The following is a 26,945-nucleotide window of genomic DNA, read 5'->3' as shown; positions in this document are numbered from 1 at the left end:
ATCACCACGCGACATAGATTTAGATATTTGCCGCACCGTACAATGTCGTTCACCGTATCTTCTCAAACCGCTAACGTACTGTACAGCAGGATCACGGACGATGCCCACGCGGCGAAACACCTCCATCAGCCGGCTGTGTTGAGCCATATTATTCTTGTCCAACTTCTCCGCCCGTGCAACTCTGCTGCGGATGACTCACTAATCTATAGTCACATCGCGCTCTATCAGAGCGATTTCTCCGATACGCGGCATACCGCGCCAAACGATATTGCGCCCGCCCCATCCCAAGCTCCGTACATGTTCGATCGCGGCCTATCACAACGTACACAATGGATATTCTCCCCACACCGTCGCTCCGTCATCCCACGCATTTTTTGTGAAATGCAACCATCCGTCACCGTATTTCATACTGCCATACATCCCATATCTGCCGCAAAATATACATATTGCAGCATCATTCTTCAACAATAAAAGCCGACGATATTTCCTATTGAGTTAGTATAATACATATACGGTCACTTCGTCCATATTGAGAATAAAAAACGAGCACAAACTTCCACCCCTATACCTATTTATTCCGCTGCATCGGACAAACTGCCGCACATATCGACGCGATCAGCCTCTATATGAAAAACGCGGTAATATTTCGTCCAACAGAACGTACTCTTTAAATGAGTTGCGCCAAAGGTAACAGAATACGAGGGTACGATTCTCCAACAAAAAAAGGTACGGAAAATCTCCGTACCGTCACTCAAAAACCGTTTGGAAGGTCACCGTTGCGTAGGCACGCCGCGCTCCTTCTCAAAGACTTATATACTGTGGTGCGATTGGCGCGAGTCGAACGCGCGACCCTCTGCTTAGGAGGCAGATGCTCTATCCATCTGAGCTACAACCGCAAGTGATATAGATTTTATCAGACCGCCGACGGATATGCAAGCCCTCGCGCGGCAATCTCTCAAAGGAGCCGCACGGACGATATTTTCGCACAAAAATACGGCGGGACGCGAATCTGTGTCGGCTGCCGTGCACCTCCGGCACGAAAAAAACCGCCCCGCATTTCCCTGCGGGGCGGTTCCTTCGATACGAGGACCTCGGGGTCCTAATATATCAGGCGAGCACCTGCGTCTCGACGGTCTGAACGGCGATCTCCTTGATGGAGACGGGGTATGCCGTGCCCGAGACAATCGCCTTCTTGTCGATGACGTTTTGCAGACACGTTGTGACCTCTGCCTTCGTCAGGCCGTCCTTCGGGTCGGCGAGACTCATCATGAATGCCTTGCCGCCTTCGAGTCCGAGCGTCATGCGCAGTTTCTTCGTTGCCATCGTGCTTCCCTCCTTTCTCTTCATTCATCGGATCCCTTAGTCCTCGAGGACGGCGGAATCCGTACGCGTTACGGTATCGAGGCCGTGCTTCTGGAGGCCTGCGAATCCCTTGCCGACCGCGAGCGCATCCTCGTCGGTCAGCGCCGGGGACAGACTGCCGATGGAGCGGTTGGCATAGGTGTTCTTGCCGTCCGCGCCGACGCCCGTCACGACCTTCAGCGTGAGCCTGCTCGCTGCATTCTTGCGTGCCATCCGGATCAACTCCTTTCTCTCTATTCTTGTAAGCCTTACATCTCTATACCTGCCGCAGGTCAAAAAAGGAGGAACCGCGTTCGAAAAATTTCTTTACATACGAACGTATTTTCTATATAATATCTTTCAGAAAGGAAACGGGTGATCCTATACAGAACTGTTCCGCGGCCTCGCCAACCGCGGAGAAGCAGAGAAAGGAGATCCGATATGAATTTTTCCAAGCGCGAACAACTGATGCAGTGCCTGCCCCCGGCGGCGGACATCCTTGCAGTCGTTCCGGTAACGGGTGCGGACGGTGGAAACCGGACGCATGTCTACCCCGTTGCGGGCGGCAGTTTTCCGCTCATCGCCGCGGCCGAATACGTGCTCTCCTGTCTGGCGGAGCGCGAGGACAAGGATCTGCGGCTCATCCGCCGCAATGCCGGACGCAGCCTTTCGCGGCGGCGCAACATCCCCCTGCCGATCGGGCTCGGGTGCGTGCTCGTCCCCGTTATGATGCGTCCGGTGGACGGGCGGCGCGGGACGCTCGGCTACATCAACATCTCGCACCGATACGACATGGACCGGTCGGCGCCGGGCGGTACCGATATTTGTCTCCAAAGCCGAGAGATCGTTCACTCCCTCTGGCGCCAGCCGACGATTCGCAGCCTCGCAAAGGAGGCGCATACGGTGCATCTCAAACTCGTCGTCACGACGCAGCAGCAGCTCAGCGCCGTGCAGGTATACGGCTAGATTGCCCGCAGGTCTTTGCGCTCTGCGCGATGGATGCGACGGTCTACGACGAAACGCTTGCATTTTTCTCACTTCCATTGTATCATACAGAACAGTGGAGGATACAATATGCAGATTTCAAGTCGTTTTACGATTGCCGTACACATTCTCGTCTGTATCGACATCTTCGGCGATACGGAGACCGAGACGAGCGAGTCGCTCTCGGGCAGCATTGGCGCGCATCCCGTCGTCATCCGCCGCATCCTCGGCCAGCTGCGCCGCGCGGGCCTCATCCGCGTGACGCGCGGCCGCGAGGGCGGGGCGCATCTGGCGCGGCCGCTCACCGATATCACGCTCGCCGATATATTTCACGCCGTGGAGAGCCTCGGGAGCGACGCGCTCTTTAGCTTTCACGAGAACCCGAACCCCGCCTGCCCCGTGGGGCGCAGCATCCACGGCGCGCTGGACGGGCGGCTCACCGAGATACAGCGCGCGATGGAACGCGAGATGTCGCGCATGACGCTTGCGGACGTGGCGGCGGACGCGCGCCGGGAGATACGCGCGGCGAAATGAAGTGGATAAGCCACATCGCCTTAACGGGCACCATCGCCTACGCCGCAACACAGGACCCGCTCCCCGCCGCTGCGGCATGTGTCGGCGCGATTCTTCCGGATAAAATTGAGGGCACGCCCGGCAGCGTCGGCTGGCGCACATGGCGCAGCCGCCATCGCGGCTGGTCGCACTGGCCGCTCCTCTACCTCGCCCTCCTCGGCGCGCTCACGCACAGCGCGGGGTATTTCTTCTACGACGCCGCGTTCTTCTCCGTGCTCACCTGGCTCCTCATCGGCGCCCTCCTGCACATCGCCGAGGACGCCGTCTGCGGCAAAGTCCCGCTCCTCACCCCGTCGGAGAAGTACGGCATCCGCCTCTTCACCGTCGGCTCCTTCCGCGAGTACCTCTTCGTGCTCGCATGTATCGCTGCCGTTTATGTGATACGCAGCCTTCTATGAACAGGATACATGGCCGCCGCCTGAATACGTTCGGACGGCGGTTTTTCTATGAAATAACGGCATACAGCGCCATAATTCTCTTATATTTTTTCATTACTATACGATATCACAGATAAGAGGTTTATTCTCATCAGTCAGCAAAGGAGTGTGACACAACGATGAAGGTTGGAACCACAGGAGCCGCAGTACCGCGGAGCGTAGACGCCCCTATCCCCCCCCCCCCCGCGGACAAAAACTAGTCTCTAGGAACGAAAACGCCGCCGCCGCGCAGCAGCAGGGACCGGAGCAAAAGGACACGCCCGCCTATGCCGTCGACCTCAGTACGCGCGCGCGTCTTGAGAACATGACCCCCGAGGATAGGCTCCGGTGGCTCATGCAGAATTTTAAACAATTCGACGGGACCATCACCGCCGAACCGCAGTCGCAGGAAGAGTTCTACCGGCAGTGGCGCGCCGCGCGGGACGCCGAGGCGGAGAAGTTCGGCAAGGAGCATGCCACCATATTCGGAAAGGCCTTCACCGCCGAAGATGCCGAGCTGCAGCTGCTCGGCGACCAAGTGCTCGGCTGGCACCTTGACGAAGAGCAGATGAAACAGCGGCGGCTTGATTTTTGGACGCCGCTCTTTCCCGAGGCGGATAAAAAGTTCGAACGGTACCGCGGCATCATTTCAAAAATCCAGCGCGGCGGCGAAGAGACATTCCGGAAGTACAACCTACTCTTTGCCTCAATGGCCGCAATCGCCAACATCACGCATACGGACGGCGAAATCGATAAGCACATTGCCCGCGGACGCACCATACATGCCGAATACGCGCGGACGAAGGCCTACGCGAGCGAGCTGCAGAGCCGCGCCGGCGTATTTGTCACATCAGACCCCGCAACGGACATTGGAATCCGCTACGAATACAACGGTTCGCTCGCCAACATCGGCGTCAAGCAGCTTGACTTCATGGCGCGCCACCGCGAGGCGGACGATATCTGGGTAAAGGTCGCGCAGGGCGCCTATAAGACCCGCGGGGAGATTACGGATGCACTCCAGAAGGCCGGCCTCAAAGACACCGCCGACGCCTACCGCTCCTTCCTCACCTCCCCCGACGACCCAAAATTCTTGGACCGCATCATGGGCACATCATTCACCTACGGCGATGGGGCGCTGTGGCGCGACGCTCTGCGCATCAAGGGCATGGATAAGACCTATGAGCGCCTGCAGCACTCCGTACGCGGGGGCGACACGGACGCCATTCGCTACACGGCGAGGGAGATGGACGAGGCACTCGGGGAGGCACCCGACGAAATCGAATTCATCAGGAGCCTTGCGCGGCAGCGCGAGTTCGGCTACCAATACCGGCTGCCCGACGGCCGCTGGACGCGCGCCAAGACCAAACAGGAACGAGAGGCGGAAAAGGCGCTCGGCCTTGCGGAAGAAAACGACCCCCGCCACAAGGAAAACCCGCTTGAAACAGAGCTCCGCAATCTCCAACGGCAGCTTGAAACGGTCAAGAAATCCGCCATGCCGCCCGACCAAAAACAGGAGCTCGTCACCGCCATCAAGAACCGCATCAATTCCATCCGCATACAGATGCTTGCGCGGCAAAAAAACGCGAATCAGAAGGGCACCCGGTTCGACGCATAAAAACGATACAGCAAAAAAGCTGCCGTATGATTTACGCATACGGCAGCTTTTCTCTTTATCTGCTCAATGATTCGCGGCAGTATAGATTGCGGCCGCGTCGGCACGGGTGAGCGGGTGGAACGAGCCGAGGCGGACGGTATCGTTCGCCGTGGCGGCGCCCGCGAGTTCCTCTATCGTGCCCTTCGTGAGCGTGCCGATGCCGAGGCCCGCAAGGCTCGTCGGCATCTCGATGGAGGCGAAGAACTCCTCCATGCGGCGGATGCCCGCGCGGGTGCGCTCCTCGTCCGTCCCCGCATTGACGCCGAAGATGTCGGCGGCGAACTGTGCGAACCGCGCGGGGTCGTACTGATAGACGTGCCGCGCCCACGATGCCCAGAGCGCGGTGAGCGTCATGGCATGGGTCGAATCAAAGCGCGCCGAGAGTTCGTGCCCGAGTTTATGCACGGAAAAATCCTTGCAGCGGCCGAGCTCGGTGAACCCACTGTGCGAGACGCTCCCGCACCACATGAGTTCGCTCATCGCATCGTAGTCCTTGCGGCTGACGAGCAGGCGCTCCGCGCACTCCATGACGGTGCGGATGAGCGCGGCGGAAACGCGGTCGGTAAAAACGTTCGGCTCCTTGACATTCGTGAAGTACCGCTCCATCGTGTGCATCATGATATCGGAGGCGCCCGCGGCGATCTGCGCGCGCGGCAGCGTGAACGCGAGCGCGGGGTTCATAAAGGCGACGAGCGGCCGATTGAGCGGCGTGTTGAGTCCGAGCTTACGCCCCGTGTCCTCGTTCGTGAGGACGGCGGAGTCGCTCACCTCGCTGCCCGCCGCGGGGATGGTGAGGACGGAGCCGAAGGGGGTGGTCTTTTCGAGCGGGGCCTTATGCGTCCAGATATCCCAGATATCGACATGGGGGCTGGCGATGCCGTGCGCGACGGCCTTTGCCGAGTCGATGACGCTGCCGCCGCCGACGCCGAGGACGAAGTTCACATCCGCCGCGACGCCTTCGCGGATCGCCTCGCGCACAAGCGAGACGCGCGGGTTCGGACGGACGCCGCCGATGACGAGGAAGGCGAGCCCGACGGACGTCAGGTTCTTCTCAATGCGCGAGAGGAGGCCCGATGCGACGACGCTGCCGCCCCCGTAGAGGATGAGGATGCGGCTTGCCCCATAGGCGCGCAGTTTCTCTGCGACATGGTCCTCCGCGCCCCGCCCGAAGATGATCTCGGTGGGGCTATGAAAGGTAAAACTCTGCATGTATACGTCCTCCTCGGCGCAAAAATCCGTTTTGTTATCATAGCGGCTATTATATCATAAATTTATTATTTTCGGTGGACAGAATACATCGTCAAGAAATCTTCCATTTGGCTCACCTCGGTTCCTTGGCTACTCCTCCACCGCAAACGACACGGGCACCTCGGTGAGGTCGGTCTCCATGCGCCTGCACACAACGCCCGCGGAGGCGAGCATCCGTTTCGACGCCTTCGTACTGTCGGTGGCGGCGTATTTATCCGAGAGGTAGACGACCTCGCGGATGCCGCTCTGGATGATCGCCTTGCAGCATTCGTTGCACGGAAAGAGCGAGACGTAGATGCGGCAGCCCTTGAGCGAGGTGCTCGCGTTGAGGATCGCGTTCAGCTCCGCGTGCACGACGTAGGGATATTTCTGATCCGCGAACTCGCCCGTCCGCCCCCACGGGTACTCGCTGTCGTCACATCCGTTCGGCATGCCGTTATAGCCGACGCCGACGATGTGCTTATCCTCGTTCACGATGCACGCGCCGACCTGCGTGTGCGGATCCTTGCTCCGATATGCGGAGAAGATCGCGATGCCCATAAAATACTCGTCCCATGTGATAATCATTTTGCCGCCTCTTTCATCCGTAAGTCAAACCACATCCACGCGGAGCACGCCGTCCACCTGCCGCAGCGCGTCCACGATAAAGACGGGTTTCAGATTCTCCGTATTGTAGACCTCGAAACTAACGTAGATGCGCCGCTCCCCGGGCGTCTCCGCCTCGTCCTCGTCCGTCTTTACCTTCACGCCGCGCGAACGCAGGTGCAGATCCTCGATGCACGCGCTGATGCGCATGATCTGCCCCGGGCGGTCGACCGTGTGCACGGAGAGCGAGAGGAGCTGGTCCTGATCGACCCACGCGTCGAGGCGCGAAAGGTTGCCGAGGATGAGGAACACGATGAGCGTCGTCACCGCCGCGCCGAAGTAAAACCCCGCGCCGACCGCGAGGCCGACGCCCGCGACGACCCAAAGGCACGCCGCCGTCGTGAGCCCCGTGACCGTCAGACCCTCCTTCATAATCGCGCCCGCGCCGAGGAAGCCGATGCCGCTGACGACCTGCGCCGCGAGCCGCGCGGGGTCGGCGTTTGTCTTGCCCTCCACGTTGTCGTAGAGCGCCTGCGATAGGATCATGATGAGGCAGGAGCCGAGCGAGACGAGCATGTTCGTCCTGAGCCCCGCCGATTTATGCCGCATCTGCCGCTCGTAGCCGATGATCCCGCCCATCACGCAGGAGAGCACGAGCCGCAGACAGATTTCCCATTCTTGCATCTGTAAAAATCCCTTTCATAACAGAATAAATTATAAAATCAACACTTCATCACAAGTTATCCCCAGTTGTGTAAAACCTTGTGGATAGATTTGTGCAAAAGCCCGAAATTTCCTTTATCCACATATCTTTACACAGTGTGGAAAAAATTTCCGAACGGTTTTCCGATTTCTGTTGATAACGTGGATAAGGTAGTGGATAACACCATATATTGAATCTGGAAAATATCTGAATTCCATATTTTGTAGACCGCCCATGTATACTTATCCACAGATCACAGTGGATGAACATCCCTTTCCGCCGCTGTCCACAGGGCAAAGGGATACGCGATGAGAGACGCATTGTAGTATCGTTTTTCCCCCGTCACCTCGACCGTCACCCACGGCGGCAGCGTCACATCCTCCGCCTCGTCGCGGAGCTCCACCTCGGCAACGCGGAGCCCCTCGTTCGCCCCGTGGAAGACGTCGACCTCCCACGTATGCCCCGCATACGGCACGCGGCGGCGCGTCTTCTCGACGAGTGGCGGCGCGCACAGCGCGAGCATCGCCCGCGCGTCTGCCGCGGGGATCTCATACTCGAACTCAGAACGGCGCGCGCCGTGCGTCTCCCCCTTCACCGTCAGGTACGCGCGGTCTCCCGCGACGCGCACGCGCACCGTCCGTGCGGGATCGCGGGAGAGGTAGCCCTGGACGATGCGCGTGCCCGTCCCCCGCGGCTGAAAATCCTCCCGCACCCGAAATTTTCGTTCGATTTCAACGCCCATGAGAACCGCGTCCCTTCTATGAATACATGATTAAATAGGTTGCATATTGGCGGCGTTTGCTATATATTATTTGATACTGAATGAATCCCGCGTTCTTTTGTCATCCAGTATAATCTAGGATATGAGCGAACGCAAGGCAATTCATCGAGGTGTAGGGATCTCAGACAAGCAGCAATCCGGCGAATCATCGGGCTTTGTGACGAAGACGGGCATCTCGCCGCGTCATCCCGCGGCATGCGCGATGCGGCGAAGCCAGGCACAAGGATCTCGCCTCGCATCAGATAGGAGAGTCATTTGAGCAAACTACCACCGCCCCGGCGCCCGGTCAAACCGAAAAAGAAAACATGGCCGTTCGTCGTGCTCGGCACCATATTCGTCTTCGTCCTCGCGGCGATCGCGGGCGTATTCTTCGCCGAGAGCAGCCTGCTGGACAGGCGGCAGGACGTGCAAAAAGAAGAGCTTCTCACCGCCAAGGACAAGGCGACCATCATGATCATGGGCGTCGACGAGCGCGCGGACGACGTCGGCCGCAGCGACACCCTCATGGTCGCGACCATCGACCCGGGGAAAAAGGAGGCCGCGCTGCTCTCCATCCCGCGCGACACGCGCGTCGCTATTCCTAGGAACGGCTACGACAAAATCAACGCCGCATACGCCTACGGCGGCGAGAAACTCACCCAGCGCACCGTCGAGGATTTCCTTGGCATCCGCATCGACCACTACGTCATCATCAACACGCACGCCTTCCAAAAGATCGTCGACGCCATCGGCGGCATCGATATCAACGTCGAAAAGCGCATGTACTACGAGGACCCGTGGGACGACGACGGGGGTCTCGTCATCGATCTGCGCCCCGGGATGCAGCACATGGACGGCAAGACCGCCGTCACCTACGTGCGCTACCGCGACGAGGAGGGCGACATCGGCCGTGTCCGCCGCCAGCAAAAATTCATGAAGGCATGCGTCGACGCGGTCACGACCCCCGCCATCATCCCGCGCCTGCCGAGCATCATCAGCAGCGTCATCGACAGCGTGAAGACCGATCTCTCGCTCCGACAGATGCTCGAGTTCATCGGCACCCTGCGCGAGTCGCAGGCGAAGGGTCTGCGCACCGATATGGTGCCCGGACGGCCGCTCTACATCGACGAGGTCAGCTACTGGATCCCGAACATGTCGGAGCTCCGCCGCTCGATGGCGAGCACCCTCGGCGTCACGCTCAGCCCCGCCGAGCGCAGCCGCATGGAGCGCGCGATCCGCGAATACGAGGACTCCATCCCCGCAAACGCGACCGAACTCCCGGCAGGAGACACCTCCGTCGGGCGCGCCGTCAGCGCGGATGAGGCGCTGGGCAAATCCGACCGCGCAAAGGACACGGACGACGCGGACGCGAAGAGCCCCTCCGGGAAATCCGGCAAGCAGCGCACCGGCAGCGACGCCTCCGGCACCCGGAGCACGCGCGGCGATGGATCCGCAGCGCCGCAGGGCCGCAGCGGCTCGTCGGCCAAATCCCCGGACACCGGCCGTCACGCCAGCACCCGCGCGGGCGGCGGTTCCTTCGCGGGCGGCGACGACACGCGCTCATCCGCCGGCGGCGCCCCCACGCGCGGCGCCGCAAATGCAGGAAAACAGCAGTAGGAGAAAGAAAGGAAGTCTCACACCATGGCAAGCAAATTTGATGTAGAAGCACTCGACCTCCACAAGAGCCACCACGGCAAACTCGCCGTCACCCCGACCGTCCCGCTGACCTCGCGCGACGATCTCAGCCGCGCCTACACCCCGGGCGTCGCGGCGCCGTGTCTTGCGATCAAGGACGACCCGGAGAGCATCTACGACTACACGACGAAGGGCAACATGGTCGCCGTCGTCACCAACGGCACCGCCGTCCTCGGTCTCGGCAGCATCGGCGCGGGCGCGGGACTGCCGGTCATGGAGGGCAAATCCATCCTCTTTAAGGGCTTTGCGGGCGTCGACTCCGTCCCCGTCTGCGTCGACAGCCCGAAGGTCGAGGACGTCGTGAAGGTCTGCCAACTCATCGCGCCGACCTACGGCGGCATCAACCTCGAGGATATCAAGGCGCCCCAATGCTTTGACATCGAAAACGAGCTGAAGAAAACCCTCGACATCCCCGTGTTCCACGACGACCAGCACGGCACCGCCATCGTCGTCATCTCCGCGCTCCTCAACGCGTATAAATACCTCGGACGGGATCTGCGCGCCGCGCGGATCGTCATCAACGGCGCGGGCGCAGCGGGCCAGGCCATCGCGCGTCTCCTCTTCGCCTACGGCGCGACCACCGTCGTCCTCTGCGACACCACGGGCGCCATCTATGAGGGCCGCCCCGAGAACATGAACCCGTACAAAGAGAGCATCGCAAAGGTCTCCAACCTCGGGAAAGAGCGCGGTACCCTCGCCGAGATCGTCCGCGGCAAGGATATCTTCATCGGCGTCTCCGCCCCCGGCAGTCTCACGCAGGAGATGATCAAGACCATGAGCCCGGAGCCCGTCGTCATGGCGATGGCGAACCCCGTGCCCGAGATCCTGCCCGACGAGGCGAAGGAAGCGGGCGCGCGCATCGTCTGCACCGGGCGCTCGGACTTCCCGAACCAGGTCAACAACCTCCTCGCGTTCCCGGGCATCTTCCGCGGCGCGCTCGACGTCCGCGCGAAGGAAATCAACGAGGAGATGAAGATCGCCGCCGCGGGCGCGATCGCCTCCCTCATCCCCGAGAGCGAGCTCAACGAGACCAACATCATCGCGAGCCCGCTCGACCCGCGCGTCGCGCCCACCGTCGCCGCCGCCGTCGCAAAGGCCGCGCTCGAGACGGGCGTCGCGCGCAAGACGGACATCACCCCGGAGGATGTGGCCGCGCATACGCGGGAACTTCTGGGGCATAAGGCGTGACGCGGATCTTCGCGCATAGCCGCGTTTCTCTGAAGAATCCTGCTTGACCGAGGGCGCAAGGAGCTGCCGCACGTGCGTGCGGCAGCTCCTTTTTATATTCGTCTCCCCCGTTGGGCACGGCGCGTTCTCCTCGAAGAAAATACGGCGCTGCCGGGCATGCGGCCGGAGATTCGTCCTACTGCATCTGCATCGCAAATTCTTCTTGCAGGTTTACAAGAGATGTGATATGATTATTATAATTCAGAAAAAGAGAGGGATTTACAACAAAATAGCTTGACTACTGAAGTATGCAAAAGAATTCGGTATTAAGAGATGAGGGGTCTCCTTATCTCCTAATGCCGCTTTTTTATTTATCAAAGAAAGGAGGGACCGACATGAAAGTGACGATCGTCATGGAGAACCCCTCGGGGCTTCATGCGCGCCCGGCCGTGCTGCTCGCCGACCGCGCGTCAAAGTTCGAGGCGGAGATTCGTCTGCACGCACACGGAAAGGAGGCAAAGGCGACGGACGTGCTCGAAATCATGGGACTCGGCATCACCTGCGGCAGCGAGGTTACGGTCGAGGCTTCCGGGCCGGAGGCGGCGGCCGCCGCGTATACGCTCGCGGGCATGCTCGCCGCAAAGGATATTTACCGGTAAATGACGATGCATTTTTGATATCGAGGTGAATGACATGGAATTTCTGAACGAAGTTTTAGCATTGGGTCCGACGGTCATGATGCCCGTCATCTTCTTCATCCTGGGCATCTGCTTCCGCCTGCCCGTCGGCAAGGCGTTCGAAGCGGGCATGCTGGTCGGCGTGGGCTTCACCGGGATCAACCTGATCGTGTCCATGCTGCTGGGGAGTCTCGGCCCCGCGTCCGAGGACATGGTCGCGCGGTTCGGCGCGAGCCTGACGGTCATCGACGCCGGCTGGGCGACGAGCGCGGCGATCGGCTGGTCGTCGCCGCTGATCCCCATGGTGGTGCCGGGCGCAATCCTCCTGAATATCATCCTGCTCGCACTCAAAAAGACGCAGATTTTGAACATCGATATTTTCAACTACTGGCTGATCCTCCTGCCGGGCTCCATGATCTACTGCGAGACGGGCAGTCTCGCGATCGGCACGGCGGGCTCGCTGATTCTCTATCTGATCGCCTTCATCATCGCCGACAAGACGGCGCCCGCGATCCAGAAGATGTACAACCTCAAGGGCGTCGCGTTCGTCCACGCGACCTGCGGCGTCTATGTGCCGATCGGCATCCTCGTCAACGCGGTCATCGAGCGCATCCCCGGGCTGAGTCAAATCAACCTGAGCCCCGAGGGCGTTATTGAAAAACTCGGCGTTCTGGGCAAACCGATCACCCTCGCGACGATCCTCGGCGCGGGCATGGGCATCCTCGCGGGCTGGGGCGTCGGTCAATGCGCGTTCCTCGCCGTTCAGGTCGCCGCCGTCATGATTCTCCTGCCGAAGATGGTTGAGATCACGGTGGAGGGCGTCATGATCGTCCGCGACCAGGCCGAAACGGTGCTGAAAAAGGTCTTCCCGGGCAGAGAGTTCAACATCGGCATGGATACGGCGCTGCTCATCGGCGAGCCGTGCATCATCGCGACGGGCCTCCTGCTCATCCCGGCGACGCTGTTCATCTCCATTATTCTGCCGGGCAACCGCATGCTGCCCTTCGTTGATCTCGCGTCCATCGTCTTCCTCATCTCGATGGTCGCGCCGTTCTGCAAGCGGAACATGTTCCGCATCTTCGTCACGGGTCTCGTCATCGTAACGCTCGCGCTCTACGCGGGCAGCGATCTCTCCGGCGTCTACGGCATGGCGGCGGATCAGGCGAACGTCCGGCTGCCGAGCAACGTGACCTCGACGGAGCTGGGAAATCTCGTATCGGCGTATAATACGCCCGTCGGCTGGGCGCTGATCAAGCTCGGACAGCTCATCGGCATGTGATAAAGAGGCGATCAATATGAAACTCATCGGCATCGGCGACCTGCTCATCCCGTCGTCGTACATAGAAGAAGGCTTTGCACCGTACAGGGAACGCGGCGTGACGGTCGAGACCGTCGACTGGCCCCTGCGGGACTACGAGGAGCTGCAGAACATCAACCTGCGCGTGGAGACGCAGGGCAGCGAGGCCTACGACGTCCCGGACGCGCTCGTGGAGAAACTGCGCGATGCGGAGATCCTCATCACGCAGTTCTGTCCCGTCACGAAAAAGGTGCTGGACGCCTGCACAAAACTGAAGCTCGTCGGTGTCCTGCGCGCGGGCTATGAGAATATCAACGTGCCGTACGCATCCGCAAAGGGCGTCGCCGTATTCCACACGCCGGGACGGAACGCGACGGCGGTGGCGGACTTCACCGTCGGCATGCTGCTGGCCGAGTGCCGCAACATCGCGAAAGCGCACGCAAATCTGAAAGAAGGCCGCTGGGTCAGAGACTATGCGAACGCCGGCGCCGTGCCCGATCTGGAGGGCAAGACCGTCGGCATCATCGGCATGGGACAGGTCGGCGTCAAGGTCGCCCGCCGTCTGCGCGGGTTCGGCGTACGCCTTGTCGGTTACGACCCCTACGCGGCATCCTTCCCGGACTTCGTCGCGCGGCTTCCGCTCGACGATCTGCTCATGCAGTCGGATTTCGTCACGCTGCACAGCCGGCTCTCGGACGAGACGAAGCGCATGATGAATGCGCGCGCGTTCTCTCTCATGAAACCGACGGCGTACTTCGTCAACACGGCGCGGGCGGGGCTCGTGGACGAGGCGGCGCTCGCCGCGGCGCTGAAGAACAAGCAGCTGCGGGGGGCGGCGCTCGACGTCTTTGAACACGAGCCGCCGGGAGCGGACGATCCCCTGGTAGGGCTCCCGAACGTCACGCTCACGCCGCACCTGGCGGGCGGGACCACGGACGCGTTTCTGCGCTCGCCCGTCCTGCTCGCGCAGGAGATGGCGCCCGCGCTCTCGGGCGACAGATCCTCGCGCTGGATCGTACGATAGAAACGAGGTGCGGCATGGAACTCGGACTGCATGGCAAAAACGCGCTTGTCACCGGCGGAACGAAGGGCCTCGGCAAAGCGGTGTGCGAACTGCTTGCGCAGGAGGGCGCGAACATCGTCGCGGTCAGCCGCCACGGAGACGAAGGAGAGGCGCTGGCAGCCGTACTGCGTGAAACATACGGCGTCCGCGCCGCAGGCGTCGCCTGCGACCTGGGCGGCGCGGACCGGCAGGACGCCGTACGCGCGGCCGTCGATATCCTCGGTCCGCTCGATATCCTGGTCAACGCCGCGGGCATCTGGCCGCAGGCCTATGTCCTCGATATGGAGGAGGCGGATTTCCGGCGGACGCTCGACGTTAATCTCGTCGGCCCGTTCGTCCTCTGCCGCGACTTTGCCCGGCACCTGAGCGCGGAGCGCCGCGCGGGCAAGATCGTCAACGTGGTGTCGCAGGCGGCGTTCTGCGGCTCGACGACGGGACACGCGCACTACGCGGCGTCCAAGGCGGGCCTCGTGGCCTTTACGGTATCGCTCGCGCGGGAGCTCGCGCCGCAGGGCATCAACGTCAACGCCGTCGCGCCGGGCATCATGGACACCCCCATGATCCGCGCGGCGCTGGAGACGCGCATGGACTACTACTGCAAGCGGATCCCCTTGGGCCGCGTGGCGCAGGCGGAGGAGGTCGCCTACGGCGTCGTCTTCCTGTGTTCGAACAAAGCGGATTATCTGACGGGCATCACGCTGGACGCCACGGGCGGCATGCTGATGCGCTGATCGGTCGATTGGAAGGAGGTTTTGAGCATGACGAAATATTTGATCGGCATCGACGCCGGCAATACGTCGAGCAAAGCGGTCATCTTTGACGACGTGGGCAAGGTCGTCGCCGCAGCCGCAACGAAGAGCTCCGAACGCATGCATCTCGCGCCGCGGGGCAGGGGCTTCGAGGAGTTCGACGTCGACGAACTGTGGCACATCGTCTCGCAGTGCATCAAACAGGCGATCGAGGATGCCGGCATCGCGCCCGAGGACATCGCGGGCATCGGCGTCACATCGTTCGGCAACGGGGTCGTCTTTCTCGACGAAAAGGGCTGGTCGATCGCGCCCGGCTGCTTTTCGCAGGACTACCGCGCGAACGATATCCTCGCGCTCTATCAAAAGGAAGGCACGTACGACAAGATCAACCGGATCGTGCACGGCACGCTCTTTGCGGGCGAGCCCGGTCCGATCCTGCGCTGGTACAAGGAACACGAGCGCGCCGTCTACGACAGGATCGGCAGCGTGCTGATGTTCAAGGACTATCTGATGTACCGCCTCTCCGGCGTTTTCGCCACGGATCTCAACATCATCGGCGGTTCGTTCCTCGTCGATATGGACACCATGGAGTATTCGCGGGAGCTGCTGGAGCTGTACGGCATTCCCGAGATGTTCGACAAGCTGCCCGCGCTGCACACGAGTCCCGAACAGATCGTCGGAACGGTGACGGCGGAGGCCGCGCGGGAGACGGGACTCAAAGAGGGCACGCCGATCGCCGCGGGCATGATGGACATCCTCGCGAGCCTCGTCGGGGCCGGCGCAACGGGCGACGGCGTGATCACATCGATCGCGGGCTCATGGTGCATCAACGAGACGCACTCGAGCCGCGTCATACCGAACGCGTCCAGCAACATGCCCTACATTCACAAGAACGAATATCTGAACTGCTCGTATACGGGCGCATCCGCCACGAACTACGAATGGTTCAACCATGTGCTCGGCGACAAGGCGCGCCTCGCCGCGGTCTATGAGCAGCGCGGCTATTACGACGTGCTGAACGAGTGGATCCGCGCGGCGGAGCCGACGATGGACACGCCGTATTTCCAGCCCTTTATCGCTTCCCCGAGCATCCACGTCAACGCGCGCGCGGGTTTTACGAACATCAACACGCATACGAGTTACGGAGATCTCTGCTACGCCGTCGTCGAGGGCATCGCGTTCATCCACAAATTCCACATCGATTTCCTCATCCGCGCCGGCCTGCCCGCCACGCTGATCCGCCTGACGGGCGGCATGGCGAAAAGCCCCGTGTGGACGCAGATCTTTGCCGACACGATGCAGCTCCCCGTCGAAATCGTGGCCTCCGACGAGACGGGCGCGCACGGCGTCGCCATCGTCGCGGGCATCGGCGCGGGCGTATACGAGAGCTACGAGGACGCGTTCGCGCGCTCCGTGAAACTGAAAGCGCCGGTTCTCCCCGATCCGGAGAAGGCCGCATTCTACCGGGACCGCTACGCACAGTGGCAGCGGCTCAACGAACATCTCCTGCGCTACTGGGACGGAGCGGGCGATGGCTGAGGCGTTTATCCTGATCCCGTCCGTGCGGGACATGCGGACGCTGGACCGCGCCCTACAGTCCCGGCACCGCGAGATTTTGCTGAGTACGGTCTCCCATATCGGCAATCTCGCCGAGCTCACGGCTCTTTGCCATAGGCACGGCAAGGAGGCGATCGTCAACCACGAACTCATCGGCGGCCTCGGGAGCGACACCGTCGCCTTTGAAATGCTGAAAAAGGCGTATAAGGTGGACGCGGTCATCGGCGCGAACCCCTATCACATCAGCCGCGCGAAGGCCGTCGGGCTCAAGACGATCTGGAAGGTCCCGCTGCTCGATTCGCTCTCCCTCGAGATGGCCTTCCGCTCCATCGAAGTGACGAAGCCCGACGCCGTCGAACTCCGCCCGGCAGTTTGCGCGTACGATTTCCTCGACGTGTTCCGCAAGGTCTTTTCGGGCAAGATCTTTGCGAGCGGTTTCATCAATCGGAAGGACTTTGCCGAGCGGCTCCGGCGGCGCGGTTTCGACGGCATCATGACGAGCACGCGGGAACTGTGGGAACCGGGAGACCGGCCGCGCGCCTCTGCCGGAAAATAACGTTTTTGAAGGGAGGAATATCCTCATGCCCTTGGTCAATATGAAAAAAATGCTCGCGGACGCGCGGCGCGGCAAATACGCGGTCGGCGCGTTCGACGTGAGCAATCTCGATATGGCGGCGGCGGTCACGGAAACCGCGCGGGAGCAGCGCTCCCCCGTCATCCTCATGGGGCTGACCCCGGACCTCGCGGACGGCCGTCTCCCCTACTGGCTCTCCTCCGTGAAGGCGCTCGCCGCCGCGGCGGACGTCCCCGTCGCGGTGCATCTCGATCACGCGACGGATCTCGACTTCATCAAGGAGTGCGTCGACGGCGGCTTTTCCTCCGTCATGTTCGACGGCTCCGTGCTCCCGCTGGAGGAGAACATCCGCAAAACGCGGGAGGTCGTCGCCTACGCGCATCGTTTCGACGTGACCGTCGAGGCGGAACTCGGCCACGTGGGCGACGGCATCGTCGGCAGCAGCGAGATCGGCGCGGAGAAAAAATCGGGGTTCGACGACCCCGACGACTTCCTCACGCAGCCGGACGAGCTGGCCGACTTCATCGCCCGCACGGAGGCGGACTGCATCGCCGTCGCCGTAGGAACGGCGCACGGCCTGTACGTGCGCGAACCGAAACTGCATTTCGACCGGCTGGCGGCGCTGAACGACATCTCCTCCGTCCCCATGGTCATGCACGGCGGCTCGGGCACGCCGGACGATCAGATCCGCAAAGCCGTCGCGCTCGGCATCTGCAAGCTGAACATCTTCTCCGAGATGTTGACGGCCTTCAACGGCGCGCTGAAAGAAGAGCTCGCGCACGCCGCGCACCTCGCGATCTGGCCGCACCAGCTCTATCAAAAACCGCTCGCCGCCCTGCGCGAGGTCGTGCGCCGCAAGATCGCGCTCGTCGGCTCGGCCGGCAAGGCGTGACCGCCGCGGCATTCCGCAAAGAAAAGGAGGGGGTTCCCTATGGATAAAACGAAGATTCTCTGCGTCGCGGACGGCGGCATCACCGTAGAGATGATGGAGGAGTTCCGCCGGCTCGAGCGGTACGGCGCCGAAGTCACGATCGTCGAGGATACGGATATGTACGCCATGGGGCCGATCACCGACCGCATGACGCTCATCGAGCAAAAGGGCATCGACGCCGCGCCGACCTGCGCGGCGCTGCTGGAACACTGCGCGGACAAGGACATCATCGTCGTCCACGTCGCCTCCGTCAACCGCGCGGTCCTCGCGCGGGCCCGGCGCCTCAAAGTGGCGGCCGTGCTCCGCGGCGGCTATGAAAACGCCGACGTGCCGCTGCTGACCGAACGCGGCATTCTCCTCGTCAACGCCCCGTGGCGCAGCGCGAACGCCGTCGCCGACTTCACCGTCGGCATGATGATCGCGGAGAACAAGAACATCGCGCGCAGCCACCGCCTCCTCATGGAGGGAAACTGGTGCAAGGCGTACGTCAATCAAGCCTATATCCACGACATGCGCCGGATGACCGTCGGCATCATCGGCTACGGCTACATCGGCCGGCGCGTGCGGCAGCGGCTGACGGGATTCGAGTGCCGCGTGCTGGTGCACGATCCCTATGTCGATCCGCAGACGGTTTCCGATCCGGACGTCTCCTTCGTTTCCGCGGACGAGCTGCTCGCCCGGTCGGACATCGTGACGCTCCATCTGCGCCTCTCGGCGGAGACCGCGCATTTCATCGGCGCGGCGGAACTGGCGAAAATGAAGCCGACCGCATACCTCATCAACACCGCGCGCGCCGGCCTCGTCGACACCGCCGCACTCACGGAGGCCCTGCGCACGCATGCGATCGGCGGCGCGGCCGTCGACGTCTACGATACGGAGCCGCTGCCCAAGGACCATCCCTATCTGCAGCTCGACAACATCACGCTGACCAGCCATCTCGCGGGTACCTCCTGCGACACCATGCAAACATCCGTCGAGATCGGCCTGGAGGATCTGACGCGCTATCTGAAGGGCGAGAAGATGGTCAACGTACGCAATATGCGGCCGTGACTGCCGCACGTTATGCGCAGGCGCCGAGACAGCCTCGTCAAGACAACATCCCTCCGCACAGGGAAACGCCCGCACGCCGCGCCGATCGCCCCAGCATCAAAGGCCGGCGCGGCGGCACGGGCGGGATGCGCGGATACGCGCTAATAGAGAGTATTTTCTCAATGCAAAAAGGACAATCCGACGCGGATTGTCCTTTTTCTTTCTTTTTTCCTTAGGATGCCTTATCTCTCGTACCCGTCCTCGAAGGTATTCTCCGCATACCCGCCGCGGTTATAGCGGCGGCGCTTCGGCACGATGACGACGTAGCGGCGCGGGTTCTCGCCGGCGCTGTAAGTGGTGACGCGGCGGTTGTCCTGGAGCGCCATATGGATGATCTTGCGCTCGTGGCGGCTCATGGGCTCGAGGCGGATCTCCTCGCCGATGCGGCACGCCTTGTCCGCGAGGTGCCCCGCAAGGCGCGTGAGGGTCTCCTCGCGCCGCGTGCGGTAGTCCTCGACATCGAGGATGATGCGGGTGTAACCGGCGGTCTCGCGGTTCCTGTTGACAACGAGATTGGCGAGATACTGGAGCGCGTCGAGGGTCTGTCCATGCTTGCCGATGAGGATGCCAAGGTTCTCGCCCTGCATGTTGTAGGTGACGCCGATCGGGCTGTCGCTGCGGCTGAGCGTGACGGACAGCGCCATCGCGCCGAATATGTCGCGCAGGAAGCCCTCCGCGCGCGCGAGCATCTCGGGCGAGGGCGGCACGAGCGGGAGCTGGTCGGCGCGGCGCGGCTGCTCTTCGCCGGCGCCCGCGTGCGCGCGGTCATAGGACGAACGCTCTCTGTCATAGCGGCGTGCGGATCGGTCCTCCGCCTCCGCCCCCCTTTCCCGGCGGTCGCCGCGCCCGCCGCGTTCCGGGCGCTCCGCACGCGATGCCGGCGCGGCGTGCTCCGCATGATTTGCGCGCGCACGCGCGCTGCTCCTGAGGTCGGTATGGAACCGCTTTGTCCGCTGCGGAAATTCATCCGCGGGTGCGGCCTGCGGAGACGTCACGGTCGGGGCGGGGACATTCGTCTCCGTACGCTGCGCCGGGATGACGGGGCGCGTGGTGACGCGGATATGCGCCGCGCGTTTGCCCCAAAGCCCGAGGAATCCGTTCGACGGCTCCTGCAGGACTTCATAGGTGATCTCTTCGCGGCCGCAGCCGAGTTTATCAAGCGCTGTCGAAAGCGCGTCCTCTACGGTTTTCCCTGTGGTCTCGATGATCTCTGCCATGTTATGCCGCCTCCTTTTTTGCGGGTTTTTCTTCGCCGCGGTACATCCACCACTGCTGCGCGATTTGTACGATGTTCATGGTCACCCAGTAGAGGACGAGCCCCGCCGGAAAGTTAAGGCTGATCCAGCCGATGAAAAGGGGCATGACGGTCATCATGATCTTCATCTGCTGGTTCATCTCGGTGCTCGTCATCTTCTGCTGGAGAAATGTCGTGAGCGCCGAGAGGACGGGCAGGATATAGAGCGGGTCCGGCGCCGACAGATGCGGCAGCCAGAGGAACGCCTCCGCGGCCTCGCTCGGATAGGCGAAGTTGAAGAGGGCGTAATACATGCCCATGAGGATCGGCATCTGCACGAGAAGCGGCAGGCAGCCGGCCAGGGGATTGACGCCCGCCGCGCGGAAGAGCTCTCCCGTCTTTTGCTGGAGCATGCGCGGGTCGTTCTTGTATTTCTCCTGGATCTTTTTCATCTTGGGCTGGATTTCCTGCATGGCCTTCATGGACTTGACCTGTTTGACGGTCAAGGGATAGGTGACCAGCTTGATGAGGACGGTGAGCAGGATGATGGGGAAGCCGTAGCTCTCGAGCCCCACGGCGCTGGTGACGGTGTAAAATGCGCCGAGGATCATCTGGAGCAAATGGATGATGGGCGCAAACAGATTGCTGAAAAATTCGATCAAGTGTAGTTCCTCCTCCGATTTAGGGAAGCGTTTCTGTCGTTCGGTTGCGTTTGTACGATGCGTTCATGGAAGGGCGATGACAAAGCGCGCGGAAAGCCCGCTGTAAAGGCGATACGGTAAGTGACGCGGCAGTTTCGATGCAGCGCGCGAAAATCCTGCCGTACGGTAAGCGGGGCGAAAGCTTGGATGTACAGCAAGGAACGAGAAAAATCCAAGGGAGTCGTAGTAGATGCCTACGTCGACCGCAGGATTTTTCGCAGTGACGACGCTGGACGCCAAGATCTCGCGTCTCGATCGGATACCTGAGTGAGGCGTCAGCTTTGATGCACAGCTAGGAATAAGGAGAATGCTAGGGAAGGCGTAGTGAAAACCTACGTCGACCGAAGCATTCGATGTTATGACAACGCTGTGCGCAAAGATCACGTCTCACGCCTCAAGGGACGGGGTCGTAGCCGCTCCCCCCCCACGGATGACACCGAAGTATCCGCCGCACGGCCATCCACCCGCCGCGCCGGACGCCGTAGCGCTCGACGGCCTCCATCGCATACGCAGAGCAGGTCGGCCGATAGCGGCACGTGGGCGGGAGAAAGGGCGAGATACAGCTTCTGTAAAATCGTATGCCGAAGAGGAGCAGGCGTTTCATAATTGCTCCTCCGCGCGCGCCGTTCTGCCGGCCGCCAGGATTTTCGCGCGGCGCGCGAGGTTTCTCAGCTCGTCGGCGGCATCCTGCATTTTGCATGCGGCAAGACCGGCGCGCCCGACGAGGAGGATACCGACGTCCTGCCGCAGGTCGTGCTGCATGAGCCGATACGCCTCGCGCATGAGTCGTTTGGTGCGGCTGCGCACGGCGGCGCAGCCCAGTTTTTTGCCGGCGGCAAAGCCGACCTTTCCCGCGACGCGCGGGTCGCGCAGGACATAGAGGATCATGCGCCGCCCGGGCACGGACCGCCCCTTATGATAGACGAGTTGGAAGTCGCCGCGGCGCTTGATCATCCGCGCGCGCGGGAGCGTGTATCTCAGTTTATTCATGGTTCAGTAAAAAAGAGGTCACCCGCGGTGACCTCCTGCTTTCAATCGACGTCCTATCGATGTCTCAATAAGCTGCCGGACACGTTACGCCGAAAGTTTCTTTCTGCCGCGCTGACGCCTTCTCTTGATTACGAGGCGGCCGCCTTTCGTCTTCATGCGCTCACGGAATCCGTGCGTCTTTTTTCTCCAATGGTTGTTCGGCTGATACGTTCTCTTCACCTCATCGTCACCTCCTTCACCGCCGCAGATGCCGCGGCGTCTTCCAATCTATGATTTCGCCCTCGGTCATTATAGACGAACGAAACGGCCGCTGTCAAGGCAATTAGCGCGCCTTTCGGGTGTTTTTTTCGAGATCGGGACAAAAGCCTCTGTTGATAAGTATCGCTTTTTTTGTTAAAATAATTTCCAATTCGTGATCTTTGTCGCAGGGGCGGATCGACCCGTTCATAAGTCCGTCGGATTTTGCCGAGATATCCCCGCCCCGTTGTTGAAAACCTGTGAAAAAATCGTGCATAATTTTTCACACGCTTGCATTTTCTTGTCATTCGGTTGGTCGGATTTATCCACAACTGTGAATAACGCTGTTGATAATACAATTTTTTTGAAGGGATTCGAGCGCATGGAAGAAAAGCATCCCCCCGTTGCCGCGCTGTGGCGGCAGATTCTGGAAAAGACGGACGGCATTCTGCCGCAGGAAGCCGTAACGAACTGGCTCCCGCGGATCGCCCCCGTCACTCTCGACGAGAACGAACTCGTTCTGGCGGTGCCGGATACGTTCACGAAGCAGTTCATCGAGCGCCGCTACCTCGTGCTGCTCAGCGACGCGGCGCACGAGGCTCTCGGCACGTCCTATACGTTCCGTCTGATCATCGACCCGTCCGCCGCAAAATTCGCCCCTGCCGACGATATGACGCCGGCGGACGTTCTCCTCACGGCCGAAACATCGGAAACGCCCTACGGCGGCGGGACTTCGCCCGCACAGGGAACGCTCCCGCTCACGCCGTCTCCCGCGGCAAACGAAAGCGCGCATGCCGCCGCGCCCGACGACGGGACGACGCTGAATCCAAAGTACACGTTCGACGCGTTCGTCACGGGCCGTTCGAATCAGTTTTCCTATGCGATGGCAAAATCGGTCGCCGACGCTCCGGGTCTGCCGTCGAACAATCCGTTCTTCATCTACGGCGGCGTCGGGCTCGGCAAAACGCATCTGATGCACGCGGTCGGCCACAAGATCATCGCGGATCATCCGAACAAGCGCGTGCTCTACATCGCCAGCACGGATTTTACCAACGAATTCATCCGTTCGATCCGCGAGAAGAGCATGGACGCGTTCCGTGAAAAATACTACAACATCGATGTGCTGCTCATCGACGACATCCAATTTTTCTCCGGCCAGCTGCAGACGCAGACGGAGTTCTTCCAGATGTTCAACAAGCTGCGCGACAGCGGCCGTCAGATCATCATGACGTGCGACCGTCAACCGCAGGACGTGAAGGATCTCGAGGACCGTCTCGTCTCGCGGTTCTCGGGCGGCGTGGTGGTCGACATTCAGCCGCCGGAGTTCGAAACCCGCATGGCGATCCTCCAGAAAAAGGCGCAGTCGGAGGAGATCGACATCCCGGGCGATGTGGTCACCTATATCGCAAGCCGCGTGGACAGCAACATCCGCGAGCTCGAGGGGGCGCTCACGCGCCTCATCAAATACGCCTCGACGATGCGCCTGCCGATCGACGAATCGACGTGCGTCGCGGCGCTCGGGAACTATCTGCGCGGGGAGACGGGACGCCGGATCACGATGGAGGTGATCGAGCGCATGGTCTGCACCCATTTTAAGGTGACGAGCGAAGACATCCGTTCCTCGAAGCGCAGCAACGATATCGCGTTCCCCCGTCAAGTGGCGATGTACCTCTGCCACGAGCTGACGGACGTATCGTGGCCGACGATCGGCGGATTCTTCAACCGCGACCACTCGACGGTCATTCACGCGCACAAGAAGATCCAAAGCCTCACAAGCGAAGATCCCGAAACGGACGCGTTGATTAAATCGCTGACGATGCAGATTCGCGGTCTATAGGCGCGGCGTGGGATTTTTGCGCCCCGTGCCGTTCGCTGCGGCCGATGCGGGAATTTAAGCGGCAAAATATGTCGTCGCTCCGCCTGTGAATATATTTGTGGATGCGCCGCGGCATATCCTGTGGATGTTTTGTGGACGACTCCGCATACGGCGCCGATCTGTGCAAACTGTGGACAACACAGACGCAGTTCTCCACAGTTTTTCAACAATCCGCCGCGCGGCGCTGCGGGACTTCTCTCCGCATTTCAACAAATCAACAGCCCCTACTACTACGACTACTATATTTATTTTATACAAGCAACCATAGAAAACGGGACGCGCTCCCGCAGAAAGGACGGACACATGAACATCACGCTCGGAAAAAGCGATCTCCTCTCGGCGCTCCAAATCGTCAGCAAAGGTCTCTCGACAAAGCCGCAGACCCCCATCCTCTCGGGGATCTATCTCTCGGCGAAAGACGGACAGCTCGAGCTCCAATCGACGAACTACGAGATCGGGTTTATTCTCACCGTCCCGGCAGAGGTCCAAACGCCCGGCACGACCGTCCTTCCCGGCAAGTATCTCACGGAGTTCGCGCGCAAACTGCCGGCAGACGATATCTCCGTCGACTGCGTCAGCGAAGAAGGCCTCGCCGTCATCACGTCGGGAAAGGCGCGTTTCACCCTGCGCAAAATGGAAGTCAACGACTTCCCCGTTCTCCGGCGTATGGACGGAACGCTGCGTTTTACCGTCAAAGACCGTACGCTCGCGCGCCTCGTGAAGAAATCCGCCTTCGCCTGTCTCAAAGAAGAGCAGCGCGACCGCCGTCCCGTCTTCACCGGCTGTCAGCTCGAAGTTGAAGGACAGTCCGTCACCTTCGCCGCGACGAATGTACACCGCCTCGCCGTGAAGAGCGAGCGCATCGAGCACGACGCGGGCGAGATCCGCGCGGTCGTTCCGGCGAAGTTCCTCGAGGAAGTCACGCGCACCGTCACGGGCGAAGTCCCGACGGACATCGAGATCATGTGCTCCCACAATCAGATCAGCGTGTCCGCGGAGGGCGTCTATATGACCTCTCGCCTCATCGAGGGCAGTTTCCCCGACTATCGCCGCGTCATTCCGAGCGCGGACAAGATCCGCACGAAGGTCACGATGAGCGCGGCGGATTTTGCCGCGGCCGTCGACCGCGCATCGCTCATCTCTCGCACGGATCAGTACAATATCGTCAAACTGGAGTTTGAGAACAACCTGCTCCGTATCAGTTCGAACAGTCCGGAAGTCGGCGCCGCGGAGGAGACGATCGAGGCGGCGGTCGAGGGCGATCCCGCAGCGATCGCGTTCAACGCGTCCTACCTGCTCGACGCGATGAAGTCGCTCGACAGCGATACCTGCGTGCTCGCGCTCCAAGGCCCGAACGAGCAGGGGCAGAACCTCTCTCCCATCACGATTCGAGAGGATGCGGATCCGGACTATATCTACGTTGTAACGCCTGTGAGGACACATTAACTTGACGGATGTAGAGATTCATACCGGGGATATCCGGCTCGATCAGTTTCTAAAACGTGCGGGCGAAGTCCCGAGCGGCGGCGCGGTCAAGGGGCTCGTTGCCGCGGGACGCATTACGCGCAACAATGTGCTCGAGACGGCGCGGCGGCGGAAACTCGTCCCCGGAGATATCGTTGCGGTGGAGGGCGGCGGAACGTATCGCGTCGCCTCTGTGTAGCAATGCGGATTACTGCGCTTCAACTGCATTCCTACCGGAACTACGGGACGCTGCGGCTCGAGTTCGATCCCGGCGTTCAGATTTTCCTCGGCGCGAATGCACAGGGCAAGACGAATATCATCGAGGCGCTTTACTATGCCTCTTTTGGACGCTCCCATCGCACGAACGGCGATGCGGAGCTCATTCGTATGGGCGATCCCGGCGGGCGGATCGATCTTTCCTTTCTGCGGCACGAGGCGGCGGGGGAACTTTCCTTTCGGTTCGAACGCGGGCACCGGCGCCGCATCCTGCATGCCGGGGAGCCGCTGCGGCAGCGTGAGCTCGTGGGTCTCCTGCCGACGGTGCTCTTTTCGCCCGAAGACCTCTTTCTCGTGAAGGGCGCGCCCGCCCTGCGTCGCCGCTATCTCGATGCCGAGCTCTCGCAGGCGAGCCCCGCCTACTACGGCGAGCTCCTGCGCTATACGCATATCCTGCGCCAGCGCGGCGCGGTGCTGAAGGACATCCGGGAACGGCTTGCGCCAGCGGATGCGCTCGAGCCGTGGGATACTCAGCTCGCGGAGAGCGCCGCGCGGATTGTGACGCGGCGCATCGCGGCGGCGGAGCGGCTCGGCGCGCTCTCGGGACATGTGCAGGCGGTGCTCGCCGCGGGGGAAGAGCTGACGATATCCTATGAGATCGCACATGCGCCGGAGGATCTCTCGAGAGAAAAAGACGGCATGGCGGAGCGGCTCGAACTGTGGTATAATAAGATGCTCTCCGAATGCCGCCCGCGCGATATTGCGCGCGCCGCGACGGGGGTAGGGCCGCATCTCGACGATCTCGTCCTCTCCGTCGGAGGGATGAATCTCAGGGGGTACGGTTCGCAGGGACAGCAGCGGACGGGGGCGCTCGCGCTGAAACTCGCCGAGCTCTTTTATCTGCGCGAGAGCGTGGGAGAGGCGCCGGTCCTCCTCCTCGACGATGTGATGAGCGAGCTGGACGCGGATCGCCGCGCCGCTCTTTTATCCTTCATCCGGAGCGAGCGCATCCAGACCTTCATCACCGCGACCGATGCGGCGTATTTCCCGGCGGAGCAGACGGGGGCGACCTATCGGTATGTGCGCGCCGGGACTGTTGTGGCGCGGGATTGAAACTTCCGCGTCACGATGGCGGCTTTCGTTCGGGGATGCGTTTAGAAAAAA

General features: G+C 61.3%; 29 protein-coding genes and 1 tRNA gene. 18 read left to right on the top strand and 12 right to left on the bottom strand.

All coding sequences use genetic code 11. The features are described 5' to 3' along the window. Window positions 1–819 precede the first annotated feature (819 nt). From HMPREF9161_RS06350 to HMPREF9161_RS06340, 3 genes are all read right to left on the bottom strand, one after another. Window positions 820–896, bottom strand: a tRNA-Arg gene (locus tag HMPREF9161_RS06350). A gap of 211 nt (window positions 897–1,107) precedes the next feature. Further along, window positions 1,108–1,323, bottom strand: a complete 216-nt coding sequence (locus HMPREF9161_RS06345) for a DUF2922 domain-containing protein (RefSeq protein ID WP_009728863.1) — start codon at window positions 1,321–1,323, stop codon at window positions 1,108–1,110. 36 nt (window positions 1,324–1,359) lie between these two features. Beyond that, the gene (locus HMPREF9161_RS06340; RefSeq protein WP_009728862.1) at window positions 1,360–1,575 is read right to left on the bottom strand and encodes a DUF1659 domain-containing protein; all 216 of its coding nucleotides are present in this window, start codon (window positions 1,573–1,575) and stop codon (window positions 1,360–1,362) included. 207 nt (window positions 1,576–1,782) lie between these two features. On the opposite strand from HMPREF9161_RS06340, the gene HMPREF9161_RS06335 reads away from it, so the two are divergent. From HMPREF9161_RS06335 to HMPREF9161_RS06320, 4 genes are all read left to right on the top strand, one after another. After that, on the top strand, window positions 1,783–2,307 hold the full coding sequence (locus HMPREF9161_RS06335; protein ID WP_009728861.1) for a hypothetical protein: 525 nt from the start codon (window positions 1,783–1,785) through the stop codon (window positions 2,305–2,307). A 108-nt stretch (window positions 2,308–2,415) separates the two neighbouring features. After that, window positions 2,416–2,859, top strand: coding sequence for an Rrf2 family transcriptional regulator (locus tag HMPREF9161_RS06330; RefSeq protein ID WP_009728860.1), 444 nt, complete (start codon window positions 2,416–2,418; stop codon window positions 2,857–2,859). Continuing rightward, window positions 2,856–3,296, top strand: coding sequence for a metal-dependent hydrolase (locus HMPREF9161_RS06325; protein ID WP_009728859.1), 441 nt, complete (start codon window positions 2,856–2,858; stop codon window positions 3,294–3,296). Before HMPREF9161_RS06330 ends, HMPREF9161_RS06325 begins: the two co-directional genes overlap by 4 nt. A gap of 373 nt (window positions 3,297–3,669) precedes the next feature. Then, window positions 3,670–4,929 (top strand): hypothetical protein, encoded by a 1,260-nt coding sequence (locus HMPREF9161_RS06320; RefSeq protein WP_009728858.1) that lies wholly within the window; start codon window positions 3,670–3,672, stop codon window positions 4,927–4,929. A gap of 63 nt (window positions 4,930–4,992) precedes the next feature. Here the strand turns inward: HMPREF9161_RS06320 and HMPREF9161_RS06315 are convergent, their stop codons facing one another. From HMPREF9161_RS06315 to HMPREF9161_RS06300, 4 genes are all read right to left on the bottom strand, one after another. Beyond that, window positions 4,993–6,177, bottom strand: coding sequence for an iron-containing alcohol dehydrogenase (locus tag HMPREF9161_RS06315; RefSeq protein ID WP_009728857.1), 1,185 nt, complete (start codon window positions 6,175–6,177; stop codon window positions 4,993–4,995). A 129-nt stretch (window positions 6,178–6,306) separates the two neighbouring features. Continuing rightward, window positions 6,307–6,783 carry a dCMP deaminase family protein gene (locus HMPREF9161_RS06310; protein WP_009728856.1) on the bottom strand — a complete coding sequence of 159 codons (477 nt, stop codon included), beginning with the start codon at window positions 6,781–6,783 and terminating at the stop codon, window positions 6,307–6,309. A gap of 24 nt (window positions 6,784–6,807) precedes the next feature. Further along, complete coding sequence (locus HMPREF9161_RS06305; RefSeq protein ID WP_009728855.1) at window positions 6,808–7,485, bottom strand: MgtC/SapB family protein; 678 nt, start codon at window positions 7,483–7,485, stop codon at window positions 6,808–6,810. A gap of 272 nt (window positions 7,486–7,757) precedes the next feature. Continuing rightward, the gene (locus HMPREF9161_RS06300) at window positions 7,758–8,246 is read right to left on the bottom strand and encodes a CYTH domain-containing protein (protein ID WP_009728854.1); all 489 of its coding nucleotides are present in this window, start codon (window positions 8,244–8,246) and stop codon (window positions 7,758–7,760) included. Window positions 8,247–8,540: 294 nt separating this feature from the next. On the opposite strand from HMPREF9161_RS06300, the gene HMPREF9161_RS06295 reads away from it, so the two are divergent. From HMPREF9161_RS06295 to HMPREF9161_RS06250, 10 genes are all read left to right on the top strand, one after another. Then, window positions 8,541–9,881 carry an LCP family protein gene (locus tag HMPREF9161_RS06295; protein ID WP_009728853.1) on the top strand — a complete coding sequence of 447 codons (1,341 nt, stop codon included), beginning with the start codon at window positions 8,541–8,543 and terminating at the stop codon, window positions 9,879–9,881. Window positions 9,882–9,905: 24 nt separating this feature from the next. Beyond that, window positions 9,906–11,147 (top strand): NADP-dependent malic enzyme, encoded by a 1,242-nt coding sequence (locus HMPREF9161_RS06290; RefSeq protein ID WP_009728852.1) that lies wholly within the window; start codon window positions 9,906–9,908, stop codon window positions 11,145–11,147. Between the two features lie 374 nt (window positions 11,148–11,521). Next, window positions 11,522–11,785: an HPr family phosphocarrier protein gene (locus HMPREF9161_RS06285; protein ID WP_009728851.1), complete on the top strand. Its 264-nt coding sequence runs from the start codon at window positions 11,522–11,524 to the stop codon at window positions 11,783–11,785. Window positions 11,786–11,819: 34 nt separating this feature from the next. After that, window positions 11,820–13,082 (top strand): PTS transporter subunit IIC, encoded by a 1,263-nt coding sequence (locus HMPREF9161_RS06280; protein WP_009728850.1) that lies wholly within the window; start codon window positions 11,820–11,822, stop codon window positions 13,080–13,082. 16 nt (window positions 13,083–13,098) lie between these two features. Further along, the gene (locus tag HMPREF9161_RS06275) at window positions 13,099–14,124 is read left to right on the top strand and encodes a 2-hydroxyacid dehydrogenase (RefSeq protein WP_009728849.1); all 1,026 of its coding nucleotides are present in this window, start codon (window positions 13,099–13,101) and stop codon (window positions 14,122–14,124) included. 14 nt (window positions 14,125–14,138) lie between these two features. Then, complete coding sequence (locus HMPREF9161_RS06270) at window positions 14,139–14,894, top strand: SDR family NAD(P)-dependent oxidoreductase (protein WP_009728848.1); 756 nt, start codon at window positions 14,139–14,141, stop codon at window positions 14,892–14,894. Between the two features lie 27 nt (window positions 14,895–14,921). Next, window positions 14,922–16,451, top strand: a complete 1,530-nt coding sequence (locus HMPREF9161_RS06265) for an FGGY-family carbohydrate kinase (RefSeq protein ID WP_009728847.1) — start codon at window positions 14,922–14,924, stop codon at window positions 16,449–16,451. Continuing rightward, the gene (locus HMPREF9161_RS06260; protein WP_009728846.1) at window positions 16,444–17,025 is read left to right on the top strand and encodes a glycerol-3-phosphate responsive antiterminator; all 582 of its coding nucleotides are present in this window, start codon (window positions 16,444–16,446) and stop codon (window positions 17,023–17,025) included. The genes HMPREF9161_RS06265 and HMPREF9161_RS06260 overlap by 8 nt, the downstream gene beginning before the upstream one ends. A gap of 25 nt (window positions 17,026–17,050) precedes the next feature. Continuing rightward, window positions 17,051–17,935, top strand: a complete 885-nt coding sequence (locus tag HMPREF9161_RS06255; RefSeq protein WP_009728845.1) for a class II fructose-bisphosphate aldolase — start codon at window positions 17,051–17,053, stop codon at window positions 17,933–17,935. Between the two features lie 39 nt (window positions 17,936–17,974). Further along, complete coding sequence (locus HMPREF9161_RS06250) at window positions 17,975–19,024, top strand: 2-hydroxyacid dehydrogenase (RefSeq protein WP_009728844.1); 1,050 nt, start codon at window positions 17,975–17,977, stop codon at window positions 19,022–19,024. Between the two features lie 221 nt (window positions 19,025–19,245). On the opposite strand, the gene jag is transcribed toward HMPREF9161_RS06250, so the two are convergent. The 5 genes from jag to rpmH all read right to left on the bottom strand — a co-directional run bounded on the left by jag (window position 19,246) and on the right by rpmH (window position 22,207). Further along, complete coding sequence (gene jag / locus HMPREF9161_RS06245; protein ID WP_009728843.1) at window positions 19,246–20,280, bottom strand: RNA-binding cell elongation regulator Jag/EloR; 1,035 nt, start codon at window positions 20,278–20,280, stop codon at window positions 19,246–19,248. Window position 20,281: 1 nt separating this feature from the next. Then, window positions 20,282–20,959, bottom strand: a complete 678-nt coding sequence (locus HMPREF9161_RS06240; protein WP_009728842.1) for a YidC/Oxa1 family membrane protein insertase — start codon at window positions 20,957–20,959, stop codon at window positions 20,282–20,284. A 433-nt stretch (window positions 20,960–21,392) separates the two neighbouring features. Continuing rightward, window positions 21,393–21,602: a membrane protein insertion efficiency factor YidD gene (yidD, locus tag HMPREF9161_RS06235; protein ID WP_009728841.1), complete on the bottom strand. Its 210-nt coding sequence runs from the start codon at window positions 21,600–21,602 to the stop codon at window positions 21,393–21,395. Then, on the bottom strand, window positions 21,599–21,988 hold the full coding sequence (gene rnpA, locus HMPREF9161_RS06230; RefSeq protein WP_009728840.1) for a ribonuclease P protein component: 390 nt from the start codon (window positions 21,986–21,988) through the stop codon (window positions 21,599–21,601). The genes yidD and rnpA overlap by 4 nt, the downstream gene beginning before the upstream one ends. An 84-nt stretch (window positions 21,989–22,072) precedes the next feature. Beyond that, a complete protein-coding gene (rpmH, locus tag HMPREF9161_RS06225; RefSeq protein ID WP_037348618.1) occupies window positions 22,073–22,207 on the bottom strand; it encodes a 50S ribosomal protein L34 in 135 nt (44 codons plus the stop codon). A 400-nt stretch (window positions 22,208–22,607) separates the two neighbouring features. Here rpmH and dnaA point away from each other — a divergent pair, with 400 nt between their 5' ends. The 4 genes from dnaA to recF all read left to right on the top strand — a co-directional run bounded on the left by dnaA (window position 22,608) and on the right by recF (window position 26,894). Then, window positions 22,608–24,062, top strand: a complete 1,455-nt coding sequence (gene dnaA, locus HMPREF9161_RS06215) for a chromosomal replication initiator protein DnaA (protein ID WP_009728839.1) — start codon at window positions 22,608–22,610, stop codon at window positions 24,060–24,062. 342 nt (window positions 24,063–24,404) lie between these two features. After that, a complete protein-coding gene (dnaN, locus tag HMPREF9161_RS06210) occupies window positions 24,405–25,547 on the top strand; it encodes a DNA polymerase III subunit beta (protein WP_009728838.1) in 1,143 nt (380 codons plus the stop codon). A 1-nt stretch (window position 25,548) separates the two neighbouring features. Next, window positions 25,549–25,764 (top strand): RNA-binding S4 domain-containing protein, encoded by a 216-nt coding sequence (locus HMPREF9161_RS06205; RefSeq protein WP_009728837.1) that lies wholly within the window; start codon window positions 25,549–25,551, stop codon window positions 25,762–25,764. 2 nt (window positions 25,765–25,766) lie between these two features. After that, window positions 25,767–26,894 carry a DNA replication/repair protein RecF gene (gene recF / locus HMPREF9161_RS06200; protein WP_009728836.1) on the top strand — a complete coding sequence of 376 codons (1,128 nt, stop codon included), beginning with the start codon at window positions 25,767–25,769 and terminating at the stop codon, window positions 26,892–26,894. The last annotated feature ends 51 nt before the right edge of the window (window positions 26,895–26,945 follow it).

Origin of the sequence: Selenomonas sp. F0473 (assembly GCF_000315545.1) — a bacterium.
Taxonomy (GTDB): domain Bacteria; phylum Bacillota; class Negativicutes; order Selenomonadales; family Selenomonadaceae; genus Centipeda.
This window is presented reverse-complemented; position numbering and strand designations above follow the sequence as displayed.